Consider the following 14,090-nt stretch of genomic DNA (forward strand, 5'->3'; position numbering starts at 1 on the left):
GTTTTTGCGCCGCATCGGGCGTGCTGACCAGTACGGCGTCCCCACCCAAAGGTCGCAGCCGGCGATTTTCCCCGTCCGATGTGTCTGCGTGGTTGCGCCGGGGCGCCGCCCGCGCCCATGGTCCGGACGAGGAACGCGCCGCGGCAGGCCCGCGCGATCCCGATCCAGGAGACCTCGCGCACCGATGAACGACCTTCACGCCGGCTCCTACAAGGAAGCGATCCTGTTCCTGGTCACCGCTGGCGTGGTGGTGCCCCTGTTCCATCGCCTGCGCATCTCGCCGGTGCTTGGCTTCATCGGCGCGGGCGCTCTGCTGGGGCCATTCGGACTCGGCCGCTTCGCCGAGACGCATCACTGGGTTTCCACCTTCACGATCGCGAACCGGGCCGAGATCGCGCATCTGGCCGAGTTCGGCGTGATCTTCCTCATGTTCATGATCGGGGTCGAGCTGTCCTGGGAGCGCCTGCGAACCTTGCGCCGCCTCGTCTTCGGCCTCGGCTCGATCCAGGTGCTGGCCTCGTCGGCGATCATCGGCGGCATCCTGATGGCCCTCTCGGTGCCGATGGCCGCTGCCATCATCGTCGGCCTCGGCCTCGCGCTGTCCTCCACCGCCATCGTGCTGCCGGTGCTGGCCGACCAGAAGCGGCTGAACACGCCGGCCGGCCGCGCCAGCTTCGCGGTCCTGCTGTTCCAGGACCTCGCGGTGGCGCCCGTGCTCTTCGCCATCGCGGTGCTGGGGCGCAACGACGGCGGCAACATGGGCGCCGCCCTCGCGCTCGCTCTGGGCCAGGCGGTGGTGGCCGTCGTCGTCATCGTGGTGGTGGGCCGCCTCGCCCTGAGGCCGCTGTTCCAGCTCGTCGCCCGCACGCGCTCGCCCGAGCTCTTCATGGCGGCCTGCCTCCTCGTCATCATCGGCACCTCGGTCACGGCCGCCGCCGCCGGGCTCTCGATGACCCTCGGCGCATTCGTCGCCGGGCTTCTGCTCGCCGAGACCGAGTATCGCCGCGCGATCGAGGCGACGATCGACCCGTTCAAGGGCCTGCTGCTCGGGGTGTTCTTCGTCTCGGTCGGCATGAACCTCGATCCGGCGCACCTGATGTCGGCCCCTGGGGCCGTACTCGGGCTCGCCCTCGCTCTCATGCTCATCAAGGGCGCGGTGATCGTCGTCGCCGCGCGCGTCATGCGGCTCTCGAAGGCGGTGGCGGTCGAGGCGGCCCTGTTGCTGGGTCCTGGCGGCGAGTTCGCCTTCGTGCTCATCGGCGGGGCGCTGGCGGGCGGGCTCGTGCCGGAAGAGGTGGGCCAGGCCGCCCTCATCGTGACTACGGTGACGATGATCGCGATTCCCGCCCTCGCGGTGCTCGCCCGGCGGCTAGGCCGGCGCCTGTCCGCGAAGCAGCTCGGACGCGCCCGGGCCGAGCCGATCCCCGACCGGCAGCAGAACCGCGTCATCATCGCGGGCTACGGCCGGGTCGGACGGCTCGTGGGCGAGATGCTGGCGCGCCACAAGATCCCCTACCTCGCCCTTGATGCCGACGCGGCCCGCGTCTCCGAGCATCGGCGCCTCGGCAATCCGGTCTATTTCGGGGATTCCGCCAATCCCGAACTCCTGCGGCGCTGCGACATCGCCAATGCGCGCGCCCTCGTGGTGACCCTCGACACGCCCCGCGCCGTCGAGGCGGTGGTGGAGGCGGCGCGGGCCGAGCGGCGCGACATCACCATCGTGGCCCGCGCCCGCGATGCCCGGCACGCCTCGGCGCTCTACGAGATGGGCGTCGACGACGCCGTGCCGGAAACCATCGAGGCGTCGCTCCAGCTCTCGGAGGCCGTGCTCGTGGATGTCGGCGTTCCGATGGGTCTCGTGATCGCGTCGATCCACGAGCGCCGCGACGAGTACCGGGCGATGCTGCGCCGAAAGGAGACCGAGGTCCGCCCCGCCTTCCGGGCCCGCCGCACGGTGGGCAAGGGGACGGAGGCCAAGGCCACGGAAGGGCGCGAGGCTGCCCCCAAGGACGATGCCAAGCCGGCGATCAAGAGCGCCTGAGCGGGCGGAAGTACCGGCTCCCAGGTCGGCGGGTCAGAGCAGGCGTCCCTGTCCCCGCGCGGGCATGACGGGTTTCGGAACCGCGCCGGGCACGGACGCCTTGGGCCCGCCCGCAGGCTTGGGGGGCGGGGCCTTCGGGTGCGGCCGGATCGCTTCGGGAGGCTTGGCCGCGCGGGGCCGGGCGCGTCGGGCCGGCGGTTGGAGCGCCGGGTCCGTCCCCGGCGCGTAGCTGCACCGGTAGACGATCTCATCCGGCGGGCCGAGGCCGGTATCGAGGGGGATCGCCACGGTGTCGTCCTGGAAGCGCCACTTGCGCGTGCCCTTGTCCCAGTAGAGCCAGACCGTGGTCGGATGCCCCTGGATCGCGAAGATGGCGGCTTTCTTCGACACGGCACGGATCGTCCGGGGCTCGTACATGCCCTTGGCGCGGTAGGCCTCCGCAAAGGAGGCAGGCTGGCGGTCGATGAAGGTGTTGCGCACCACCTGAATCGTTGCGCCCGGCTCGGACAGGAACCGCTTGAAGTCGCTCAGCGAGCGCAGCACGGGCGCCATGACGCTCACTCCCAACTCTACTCGAAGACCATGCGCCCTGACATTTTGTCCTGACCTGCACGCGACTGTGCGAGGACAATGTTCGATTCCGATGACAAGTCCCGCTGCCGGGAATGTCACGGGCAAGGGGATATCAACAGGATTCCCGGGTTATGCCCAGTTTAACGTATGTGAGTGGGCCGAGGCCTATGCCGGGGGCGGCGTGGCCGCGGGCTTGACCCGGCCAGCGGCTTCCCGCGTTGTCGCCCCATGCTGCTCCAGTTCTTCACCGCCCTGCGCGAGGCCAAGGTCCCCGTCACCCTGCGGGAATTCCTGACGCTTCTCGGCGCCCTCGACCGAGATCTCGCCGAGAAGCGCGTCGAGGACTTCTACCTCCTCGCCCGCACCGCCCTGGTGAAGGACGAGCGCAACCTCGACCGGTTCGACCGGGTCTTCGGCACCGTCTTCAAGGGCATCGAGTCCTTGGGCGAGGCGATGGCGCCGGCCGCGATCCCCGAGGAATGGCTGCGCAAGCTCGCCGAGAAGTACCTCACCGATGCCGAGAAGGCGGAGTTGCAGGCGCTCGGCTGGGACAAGCTGTTCGAGACCCTGAAGCAGCGCCTCGCCGAGCAGCAGGAGCGCCACCAGGGCGGCAGCAAGTGGATCGGCACCGGCGGAACCTCGCCGTTCGGCGCCTACGGGTACAACCCGGAGGGCGTCCGGATCGGTCAGGACGGCAACCGGAACTTCCGCGCGGTGAAGGTTTGGGACAAGCGTGAGTTCAAGGATCTCGACGACACCGTCGAGCTCGGCACCCGCAACATGCGGGTGGCGCTGCGCCGCCTGCGCCGCTTCGCCCGCACGGGTGCCGCCGACGAACTCGATCTCGACGGCACGATCCGCGAGACGGCGGCCAAGGGCTACCTCGACGTGAAACTCCGGCCTGAGCGGCGCAACGCCGTGAAGGTGCTGTTGTTCCTCGATGTCGGCGGTTCGATGGATTGGCACGTGGCTCTCGCCGAGGAGCTGTTCTCGGCCGCCCGCTCGGAGTTCAAACACTTCGAGCACTTCTACTTCCACAACTGCCCCTACGAGCGGGTCTGGCGGGAGAACGAGCGCCGGCACGACGAGACCCTGCCGCTCCTCGACTTGCTGCGCACCTACCCGCCGGATTACCGCGTGGTGTTCGTCGGAGACGCCTCCATGAGCCCCTACGAGATCGCCATGGCGGGCGGCTCGGTGGAGCACTGGAACGAGGAACCGGGCGAGGTCTGGTTGAACCGCATCCTCGAGCGGTTCCCGAAGGCGGTCTGGCTGAACCCGATCCCGCCGGAGCACTGGCCCTACACCCAGTCGATCGCCATGGTCCGCCGCCTCATGGGCGACCGGATGTTTCCGCTCAACCTCGAGGGCATCGACGGGGCCATGCGGAGCCTCGTCCGCTGAACGGGACTATGCGGACCATTGCCCGTCGAGGTGCGACCCGAGTGACAGCGGACACGAAGCCTTCATGCCGGATCGATTGCCGCAGGGCGGGTTTGCCCCCCTCGTTCCCGAACTCGATGTGCGCGATCTCGCTCGCAGCCTCGCCTTCTGGTGTGACGGGCTCGGCTTCACACGCGCCTACGAGCGACCCGAGAACGGCTTCGCCTATCTCGAATGCGAGGGCGCGCAGGTGATGCTGAACGCGATCAATGGGAACTGGATCACAGCCCCCCTGACGCCGCCGTTCGGACGTGGGATCAATTTCCAGATCGCGGTGCGCTCGACAGCGCCGATCCTGTCGCGGCTCATTGCGCTAGAATGGCCGCTGTTCCGGCCCTTGCACGAGGCGTGGTACCGTGCCGGTGAGGCGGAGGTCGGGTACCGGCAGTTCCTCGTGCAGGATCCGGACGGATACCTGCTCCGCTTCGGCGAAAGCCTCGGCCTGCGCCCGCTCAGCCCTGCCGGGCTGGGGTCGTGACGCTGAGACCGTCCAGTTCCGGGGTGATGCGGATCTGGCAGCACAGGCGCGAGGTCGGCTTCACGTCTGAGGCGAAGTCGAGCATGTCCTGCTCCATGTCCTCGGCGGGTCCGACGATCGCGGCCCATTCGCCATCCACGTAGACGTGACAGGTCGCGCAGGCGCAGGCGCCTCCGCACTCGGCATCGATGCCCGGGACGTTGTTGCGGATCGCCGCTTCCATCACGGTTGATCCCACGTCGCCCTCCACGGTCCTGGCCGTTCCGGTATGGTCGACGTAGGTGATCTTGGGCATCGTGGGCTCCGGGCTCGGACAACGCGTAGATGGCCGGTTGTGCGGCGCGAGACTGCCTTGAAGGGGCAGGCCTGCGATTGCAAGCGCGCTTGCCGACCGGGTGACGATTCATGGCCTTACGCCGGAGCGGCGGCGCCGTTCCATCATCCAGCCGCGACGCGACGTCCGGCCCCCGGCTCCGGGGGCCTCACGAGACGCCGAACCGATTGCGCGTCCGGCCACGAGGGCCCCGGTCCGGCGGGCGTTTCCGGCAAAACATCAGGCCGGCACGGCCAGCACCGCGAGGGTATCGGTCACGGCGTCGGCCAGGGCCTCCTCCGCGCCCGCCTCGGCTCCATCGCGCAGCGCATCCTCGATGTCGGCCGCGATGCTGGCGACCCTGTCGGCCCCCACGCCCAGCGCGGAGCCCTTCAGGGTATGGGCGAGATCGGCGCGTTCGGAGGCGGGACGGTCGCGCGCCAGGATGCCGGGTAGGAGAGTGCGGCACTGCCCCGCGAAGAGGTCGAGCAGCTCGCGGGCGAGCTCGGCGTCGCCGAAGGTCTGACGATCGAGGTGCGCGCGGTCGAGGAGCGCGGCTTCCCCACTGGGCGCGTCCGGCCCCTGTCTGTCCTGCAAGACCGTCTCCCCCTTCGCGGTGCCCGTCCCGTCTATCCACAGCGGAGGCGCCGCCTCATTCGCTTCCGCTTAAGCGTTGAGGCATCATGCAGAAAGAGGACGGTGCGGTTCGAGCCCTCGGCTTGGTAACCATTCCGTTAAGGTTTTTTGGGCGCAGCGGCAGGCTCGGGTATCCGGGCTCCGTGCCGATGTCTAAAGTTACCTGGTTAATTGGTAAAAGTAACCTTGATCGCCGGGCGCGGCCGGCGATCGGGATACGCGTGACGAGGCGTTGAATGGCCACCGAAAAGAAGCTCAAGGATCCGGCCGAGGCGGCTCTGTCGGCGATCGAGCAGGCTCTCAACCTCGACGCGTTCGCGCCCGGACCGGACGCGTCCCGCGTCGAGCCGCGCCTGCCGGATGTCGCGGACGCCGACCCCCTGCACGACCCGAGCGGCCGCCTCGCCCCGCCCCGCCTCGATCTCGACCAGCCCCTCGCTTCGGACCTGCCGCCGCCGGACCGCACCCGCCCCCGCCGCGAGGGCGGCCTTCTCCCGCCCGACCGCTCGATGGTCGCCAACGACGACCGTCAGAACATCGGCATCCTGCAGCAGACGCTGCGCGTCCGCCCCACGCGCGCGCCCTACCTCATCGCCGCCGCCGCCGGCGCGCTGTGGATTGCCGGGCTCCTCGCCCTGGCCTGGAGCCAGTCCGGGGGAGACCTGCGGGGATTCTTTCAAGGGCTCACGGCGATCCAGGGCGCCGTCGCGGCGACCACGCTGGTCGGCCCCGTCGTCCTCTTCGCCATCATGGCGATGCTCGCCGTGCGTGCCCAGGAGATGCGCATGGTCGCCCGCGCCGTCGGCGAGGTCGCCATCCGCCTGGCGGAGCCCGAGAACTTCTCGACCGATGCCGTGCTGACCATGTCGCAGACGGTGCGCCGCGAAGTCGCCGCCGTCGGCGACGGCGTCGAGCGGGCGCTGGCCCGGGCCGGCGAACTGGAGACCCTGGTGCGCGGCGAGATCGCCACCCTGGAGCGAGCCTATTCCGACAACGAGATCCGCATCCGCTCCCTCGTCGACGAACTCGTCGCGCAGCGCGAATCCATCGTCGCCAATGCCGAGCGGGTGCGGGGCGCCATCGCGGGCACGCATCAGAGCCTGACGGCGGAACTCGACGGCGCGGCCGAGCGCATCGTCTCGGCGGTCAACGGCGCGGGTGACCGGGTCACCGGCGCGCTCGACGCACGCGGCGAGGCCATCACCTCGGCGTTGGGCACACGCGGCGACGCCATCACGGCCGCCCTCGGCGAGGCCGGCGACCGGGTGGTCGAACTGGTCTCGGGCCGGGGCGACGATCTCGTCCAGCGCCTCGCCTCCACCAGCGACGGCGTCCGCGACAGCCTCGCCGACGTCGGCACCGCCCTCACCCAGTCCCTGGAGACCCGCGCCGGCGAAGTCACCCGCGCCTTCGAGCGCACCGGCGGCATCCTCACCAGCACCCTGGCGGAGAATGCCGGGCAGGTCGCCCGCACCCTGGCGCAGACCGGGGCAGAGGTCATCGAGGCCCTCAACCGCCAGGGCGGCGACGTGCGCCAGACCTTCGAGGATTCCGCGCGCAGCCTGGAGACCGCGTTCCTCTCCCGCGGTTCGGAACTGACCCAGCAATTCGCCTCCACCGGTGGCGAGATCACCGCGCGCTTCGCCGAGACGGGCGACGCCCTGCGCCTGCACTTCGCCGAGACGGGCGCCGCGCTGACCCGCGACATCGCTGTGCGCGGTGAGGCGCTCCGCAGCGAACTCGAGACCGCCGGCACCGGCGTGTCCGACCTCATCGAGACCCGGGGCCGCGAAGCCCAGGCGGGCCTCGCGCTGGCCGCCAGCGGCGTCATCGCGAACTTCAGCGCCCAGGCCGACGACGTCCGGGAGGAACTCGTCCGCTCCGTCGAGGGCATCGCCACCGGCATCGACGCCCGCGGCGGCGCCCTGGCCGAGCGCATCGAGAGTGTGGCGGCGCGCCTGCACGACACCATCGCGGTGCGCGGCGCGGAGGTCTCCGACCGTCTTGAGATCCACGGTCGCGAGACCGAGGCTGGCCTGGAACGGGCCGCCGGCACCATCGTGGAGACTTTCGGCGCCCGCACCGAGGCGCTGCGCGACGCCCTCGTGGGCTCCGTGGAAGACGTCGCCCTGCGCCTCGACCAGAGCGGCGGCGCGCTGGCCGACCGCATCGACCTCGTGGCCAACCGCCTGCGCGAGACCATCACGATCCAAGGCGGCACCGTCACCGAGCATATCGGCGCCAGTGGCCGTGAGGCCCAGGCCGCCCTCGCCCTCGCGGTCGGAGCCGTGGTCGAGAGCTTCGGCGGCCGGGCCGTCGCCGTGCGCGACGACCTGATCGGGTCCATGAGCCGGATCACCACGGACCTCGACACGCAGGGCGGCGCCCTGGCGGCGCGCATCGAGTCGGTCGCGACGCGCCTCCACGACACCATCGCGGTGCAGGGCACCGGCCTCGAGAGCAGCCTCGACGCTACCGGAACCCGGATCGGCGACCTCGTTGCCCTGCGCACCCGCGAGGCGAGCGAGACCGTCGACGGTGCCTTGGCGGCGCTGGGACGCGGCTTCGAGACCCGGGCCATCGACGCCGTCGAGGCCCTGAGCGCCGCCGCCGCCGCCTTGAGCGCGGCCATCGCCGGCCGGACCGCCGAGGCGGCCGACACCTTCCGTCGCAGCGCCGAGGAGACCACCGTGGTGCTGGGCGCCAGCACCACCGAGGCGGCGCAATCCCTGCGCCGGGCCTCTGCCAGCGCCACCGGCGAGCTCGAGGCCCGCACCGTCGAGGCCGTGCAGATCTTCGAGCGCCGGCTCGCGGCGACCGCTTCGGACCTCGCCGCCCGCACGGCCGAGGCCGCCGAACTCCTGCGCCAGGCCTCCGACGGCGTCGGCGAGAGCGTCGGCGCCCGCGCGGAAGCCTCCATCGAGGCCCTCCGCCGGACCCTCGACGCGGTCAACGCGGAACTGTCCCGCCGGGCCGACGAGGCCGCCGGCACCATCACCCGCGCGGCGGACGGCCTCGGCGGCGATCTCACCGCTCGCATCCGCGACGTCGAGACCACCTTCGGCGACCATGGCCGCACCCTCGGCGACCTCATCGCCGCCCAGGCGAACGAGGCCCAGACCCTGCTGGCCAGCACCGGCCGCGATATCGTCCTCGCGGTGACCGCGCAGGGCGCACGGGTCAACGACCACCTCAACCGCACCGGCGCGACCTTCGCCGACACCACCGACAGCCGGACCCAGGCCCTCGACCGAGTGTTGAACGACCGCCTCTCGGCCCTGCAGGACACCCTCGCGCGCGGCGACATCCTGGCCGACCGGATCGCGCGCGACACTGCCGCCCTCACGGATTCGGTCTCGGGCCGCCTTGAGGAGATGGACCGGGTCATCACGGTGCAGGGCAAGGCGGTCGCCGAGACCCTCGCAGAGCGGACCCGCGAGGCCAGCGCCATGGTGGAGAGCCAGCTCGGCGCCCTCGAGGAGCGCTCCGTGCGGCGCTCGGCCGAGATCGGCGAGACCTTCGCCAACCTCGTGGCCCAGATCGACGGCCACCTCGGCAGCCGCGCCACCGCCCTCAACGAAGCCCTGATCGTGCGTACCGCCGAGATGGGACGCGTCATGGTCGAGAGCGGCCGCGACCTCGTACAGACCCTCGACGCCCGCGCCGACACCATGGCGCTCGATATCGCGGCGCGCAGCGCCAGCCTCGGCGACACCCTCGGCGAGCGCACCGCCGAGATCGGCCGCCGCCTCGACGAACAGACCCTGGAGCTCGCCCGCCGCCTCGACGAGGGAGCCGGGCGCTTCGATGCGGGCGTTCTCGGCCGCCTGGAGGCGATCGGGACCGCACTGGAGGAGCGCAGCCGCCTCATCGAGGAATCCTTCGGCTCCCAGGCCTTCGAGGCGATCCGCCTCATCGAGAGCCGCACCCGCGCGGTGGACGAGGATCTCGCCAACCGCACCCGCGAACTCGTGGACATGATCGTGGACCGGACCGGCGGCGCGAACGAGGCCCTGGACGGCCAGGCGCGCGCGATCCGCGAGGCCTTCGCGGCCCGCGCCGACGAACTCGTGCGCCTCATCGACGAGCGCACGGCGGCCATGGGCCACGAGCTCGACGAGAAGGGCCGGGCCGTGTTCGGCGCCCTCGGGGGCCGCATCACCGAGCTCGCCCGCCTGTTCGACCTCGGCAGCAGCTCGCTCGGCAAAGTGCTGGAACAGCGCGGCGAATCCATCCTCGGCCGCCTGCGCGAGATGGTCACGGAAGCCGACCGCCAGCTCGGCGAGGGCGAGGGCCGCCTCGGCAACACCCTCGACCGCCGCACAGCGGATATCAGCTCCCTTCTCGACGAGGGCGTGCGCACCGTCCACCAGCTCCTCGACGACCGCACGGGCGAGATCCGCGCCCTGCTCGACACCCATGCGGGCGTCGTCAGCGCCGACCTCAAGGACCGGATCGCACCCCTGCACGAGACCCTCGACCAGCGCGGACGCGCCCTGGTCGACACCATCGCGGCGAGCCTCGGCAGCGCCACGGAGGCGGTGGAGGCCCGCACGCGGGCCCTGGCAAGCCTCTTCGACGAGCGCATCGACCATCTCGACGAGGTCGTCGAGCGGCGCGGCAGCGGCCTGTCCGACGCGATGGAGGCGCGCACCCGCGCGCTGACCGAAACCCTCGACGAGCGCCTGAACGCCCTCGGCGAAATCGTGGACCAGCGCGGCGCCCGCCTCGTCGAGACCGTGGAGGACCGTACCCGCGCCCTGACCAACACCTTCGACCAGCGCGTCGGCATCCTCGACGAGCTGGTGGACCGGCGCGGCGAGCGCCTGGCCGAGACCGTGGACCATCAGGCCCGGCGCCTCGCCGAGACTTTCGACCAGCGCGTCGGAGCGCTCGACGAGATCGTGGAGCGTCGCAGCGGCGAGATGGCCGAGGCGGTGGATGCCCGCACCCGGGCCCTGGCACGCCTGTTCGATCACCGCATCGGTGTCCTCGGTCAACTCGTGGACGGCCGTGGCGCCCAGCTGACCGACGCCCTCGACAGCCGCACCGAAGCCCTTGGCGTCCTGTTCGATCAGCGCATCGGCGCCCTCGACGAGATCGTCGACGGCCGTGGCGCACAGCTCGGCCAGACCCTGGAAGCGCGGTCCCAAGGCCTGCGCGCCCTGTTCGACGAGATCCTGTCGGCCCTCGATGGCCTGATCGATAGCCGTGCCGACGCCCTGACCGACCGGGTCGATGCCCGGACGCAGCGCCTCGTCGCGCTGTTCGACGAGCGCCTCGGCGCCCTCGACCAGCTCGTCGATCACCGCACCGGCACTCTCTCGGACGAGGTCGATGCCCGGGCCCAGGCCCTGGTCTCACTCATCGACACCCGGGTCGGCGCCCTCGACCGCGTGGTCGACGAGCGCGCGGGTGCGCTGCACAGCCAGGCCGAGACGGCCTCGCGCGCCATGGTCTCGCTGTTCGAAGATCGCTTGCGCGGCCTCGACGGCTTCCTCGACGACCGCGCGGGCAACCTCGCCGCCGAGACCGAGGCGCGCACCCGCGCCTTGGCGGCGATCTTCGACGAGCGCCTCGCCGCCCTCGAAGCCCTCGTGGACGGCCGGGTCGGCACCCTGGCGGACGGCGTCGCCGAACGGACCCGCAACCTCGTCTCGGTCTTCGACGCCCGCATCCAGGGACTGGACGCGGCCATCGACGGACGCGCGGACCACATGGCCGAGCAGACCGAAGCCCGCACCCGTGCCCTGGTGGGGATCTTCGACGAGCGGCTTTCCGCCCTCGAAGCCCTGGTGGACGGCCGCGCCGGCAGCCTCGCCGACCGCGTCGCCGAGCGGACCCAGTCCCTCGTGACGACCTTCGACGAGCGCCTGCGCGCCCTCGACGATGCCGTCGACCACCGGTCCGGTGCGCTGGCGGCCCAGACCGAGACGCAGGTCGCGGCCCTGACGGGCTTCTTCGACGAGCGCCTCGGCAACCTCGAGCGCCTCGTGGAGGGCCGCACCGGCACGCTCACGGAGCATGTCGAGGCCCGCACTCAGGACCTGGCGACGGTCTTCGACCAGCGCCTGGCAGCCCTCGACAGCCTCGTCGAGGCGCGGGCCTCGGCCTTCGCCCGCACGATCGACACGCAGGGAACCGCCCTCGCGGAAGCCGTGGACGGCCGCGCGGCGGCATTCACCAGCCGCATAGACAACCGCATGAAGGTGTTCGCCACCCTCGTGGCCTCGCGCGGCGATGCCCTCGCCACGGCCTTCGATGACCGTCAGGACGCCTATGCGGCCCTGGTCGACGAGCGCACCGCCACGATGCTGTCGGCCTTCGATGAGCGTGTCGGCCGCCACGCGGCCCTGGCCGAGGCCCATGCCCAGGCCCTCGCCGCCGCCCTCGACCAGCGCAACGAGGCCGTGGCCGCGCTCATCGACAGTCGCAACGGCGCGATGACCGAAGCCTTCGATCGTCGCTCGACGGCGCTGGCCAGCCTCGTCGAGGCGCGCGGTCAGTCCCTCGCCCGCCGCCTCGCGGAGAGCGCGGAGACGATCACCCGCGCCATCGAGGAGCGCGGTGGCACCCTCGTGGAGACCCTGGACGGGCGCGGCGACGCCGTGGTGACCGCGCTGACCGACCAGTCCGAGCGCCTGCGGGCGATCGTGGAGGGACCGGCGGCGCAGCTCGTCGAGGCCCTGGCCCTGCGTGGCGACGCCATAGAGCAGGCCCTGCGCGAGAGCGGAGCACCCCTGGTCGAGGCGATCCAGGCGCGGACCGAGGCCCTTGCGGCCCAGTCCCGCGCCTCGGCGGAAGCGCTGCTCTCCGTCATCGACGGCGGCGCGTCCCGCGCCATCGCCTCGCTCTCCAACGCCAACGAGCAGATGAGCCGTGAGCTCGTCTCGGTCGTGGAGCGCATGGACGGCGCCAACGACGCCCTGCGCAGCCTGCTCTCGGGGACGGGTGAAAATCTCGGCCGCATCGAGGCGGGCCTGTCCGGGCGGATCGCCGAAATCCGCGACGCGCTCTCGGCCGTCACCAGCGAGACGGCGCGGGCCAGCGCCGGGGTCGCCGAGCAGGTCGACCTTCTGAAGGGCGTGGCCGAGGGCGCCCTGCGGGATGCCGCCGACCTCGCGGCCTCCCTGGACGAGCGCGGCCGTACCCTGGGCGAACTCGGCCGCAGCCATGCCGGCACCCTCACGCAGGCCGCCGGCCAGCTCGAGGGCGCGGCCAGCCAGCTCGAGGGCGCCGAGGGACGCCTGTCCGAGCGCCTGGCGACCCGTGAGGCCGCCATCGCCGACGTGCTGTCGCGCATCGAGGAGCGTTCCGGCACCCTGGAGGCACAGACCGCCCGCTTCGACGCGACGATCGCCGAGACACTGCGGGCGGCCGAGGAGCGGGCCCGTGCCCTCGGAACCACCCTGTCGGAGACCGCCGCCGGTGCCGGCGCCAGCGTCGCCCAGGCCTTCGAAGGTCTGCGCGCCGGGGCCGACAGCGAGAGTACCCGGACCGCCGAGGCGGTGCGGGCCGCGATCGAGGCCGCGTCGCAGCAGATGTCGGCGGTTCTCGAATCCGCCTCGGGCCGCTTCGGCGACTCGGTCTCGACCCTGCGCGAGATGGCGGCCGAGATCCGGCGCGAACTCGACGCCACCCGGGCCGATCTGCAGCGCGGCGTGTTGGAGATCCCCCGGGAGACCCAGGACGCCACCGGCGAAATGCGCCGCGTGGTCTCCGAGCAGCTGAAGGCGCTGGGCGAGCTCTCGACCCTGGTCCAGCGCTCGGGTCGAGCCGTCGACGCCGTGGCACCCCAGATCTCGGAGCCCCGGCGCCCCGAGCCCGCGAAGGCGGCGCCCGCCCCGGTCAAGGCCAACGCGGTCGTCAACCCTGCGGCCAAGCCCGCGCCTCAGGCGAAGACCGCCCCGGAGGTCAAGCCCGCGACCGAGGCGAAGCCCGCCGCATCGCCGGCCCGCCCGGGCCAGTCGATCAACGTGGTCTCGGCGCCCGCCGCCACCCGCAACGCCGAGGTGCTGCGTCCGGGCAACGGCGCCCGTGCCGACCAGCGCGGCGGCGACAACCGCGGCTGGCTCTCGGACCTGCTCACCCGAGCCTCCCTCGACGACGAGCCGGAGGCCGTGCCGAGCAATCGGGCGCCCGCCCAGGCCCCTGACGACGCGCAGCGGAACGCGGCCGAGCGGGGCCGTACCGCCCTGGAGACGATCTCCAGCGATATCGCCAAGATGATCGATCACCAGACGGCGGTGGATCTGTGGACGCGCTATCGCCGGGGCGAGCCGAACCTCTTCGATCGCCGGATCTACACCGCGCAGGGTCGCCAGACCTTCGAGGAGGTCCGTCGCCGCTACGCTGCCGACGCCGATTTCCGCCGCACGGTGGACCGCTACGTCGGCGAGTTCGAACGCCTGCTCGGCGATGTCTCGAAGAACGACCGCGACTCCTCGCGGGCGGATGCCTACCTCACCTCCGAGACGGGCAAGGTCTACACGATGCTGGCCCATGCCAGCGGCCGCTTCGACGGCGCTTAAGGCGCGCGCCGTACGACCCGAGCACCATCGACGAAAGCAACCCCGCCTCCCCCCGAGGCGGGGTTTTTCATGGGC

General features: G+C 71.7%; 7 protein-coding genes. 4 read left to right on the forward strand and 3 right to left on the reverse strand.

Features of this window, described 5'->3' with window-relative positions:
* The first annotated feature begins 184 nt into the window (after nucleotides 1–184).
* Nucleotides 185–2,041, forward strand: a complete 1,857-nt coding sequence (locus MFF30_RS07720) for a cation:proton antiporter domain-containing protein (protein WP_238278411.1) — start codon at nucleotides 185–187, stop codon at nucleotides 2,039–2,041.
* 33 nt (nucleotides 2,042–2,074) lie between these two features.
* Here MFF30_RS07720 and MFF30_RS07725 read toward each other — a convergent pair whose 3' ends face one another.
* Nucleotides 2,075–2,593 carry a hypothetical protein gene (locus tag MFF30_RS07725; RefSeq protein WP_238278413.1) on the reverse strand — a complete coding sequence of 173 codons (519 nt, stop codon included), beginning with the start codon at nucleotides 2,591–2,593 and terminating at the stop codon, nucleotides 2,075–2,077.
* 249 nt (nucleotides 2,594–2,842) lie between these two features.
* Between MFF30_RS07725 and MFF30_RS07730 the strand changes: the two genes are divergently transcribed.
* Together MFF30_RS07730 and MFF30_RS07735 are read left to right on the forward strand one after the other, a co-directional pair.
* Nucleotides 2,843–4,018, forward strand: coding sequence for a vWA domain-containing protein (locus MFF30_RS07730; RefSeq protein WP_238278414.1), 1,176 nt, complete (start codon nucleotides 2,843–2,845; stop codon nucleotides 4,016–4,018).
* A gap of 64 nt (nucleotides 4,019–4,082) precedes the next feature.
* On the forward strand, nucleotides 4,083–4,535 hold the full coding sequence (locus tag MFF30_RS07735) for a bleomycin resistance protein (protein ID WP_238278416.1): 453 nt from the start codon (nucleotides 4,083–4,085) through the stop codon (nucleotides 4,533–4,535).
* Here the strand turns inward: MFF30_RS07735 and MFF30_RS07740 are convergent.
* Nucleotides 4,510–4,830, reverse strand: coding sequence for a 2Fe-2S iron-sulfur cluster-binding protein (locus tag MFF30_RS07740; RefSeq protein WP_238278418.1), 321 nt, complete (start codon nucleotides 4,828–4,830; stop codon nucleotides 4,510–4,512). The two genes, MFF30_RS07735 and MFF30_RS07740, sit on opposite strands and share 26 nt — an antisense overlap.
* 258 nt (nucleotides 4,831–5,088) lie before the next feature.
* The gene (locus tag MFF30_RS07745) at nucleotides 5,089–5,445 is read right to left on the reverse strand and encodes an Hpt domain-containing protein (protein ID WP_238278420.1); all 357 of its coding nucleotides are present in this window, start codon (nucleotides 5,443–5,445) and stop codon (nucleotides 5,089–5,091) included.
* 275 nt (nucleotides 5,446–5,720) lie between these two features.
* On the opposite strand from MFF30_RS07745, the gene MFF30_RS07750 reads away from it, so the two are divergent.
* On the forward strand, nucleotides 5,721–14,015 hold the full coding sequence (locus MFF30_RS07750; protein WP_238278422.1) for an apolipoprotein A-IV repeat region-like domain-containing protein: 8,295 nt from the start codon (nucleotides 5,721–5,723) through the stop codon (nucleotides 14,013–14,015).
* Nucleotides 14,016–14,090: the final 75 nt, after the last annotated feature.

Source organism: Methylobacterium goesingense (assembly GCF_022179225.1).
Lineage (GTDB): Bacteria > Pseudomonadota > Alphaproteobacteria > Rhizobiales > Beijerinckiaceae > Methylobacterium > Methylobacterium goesingense.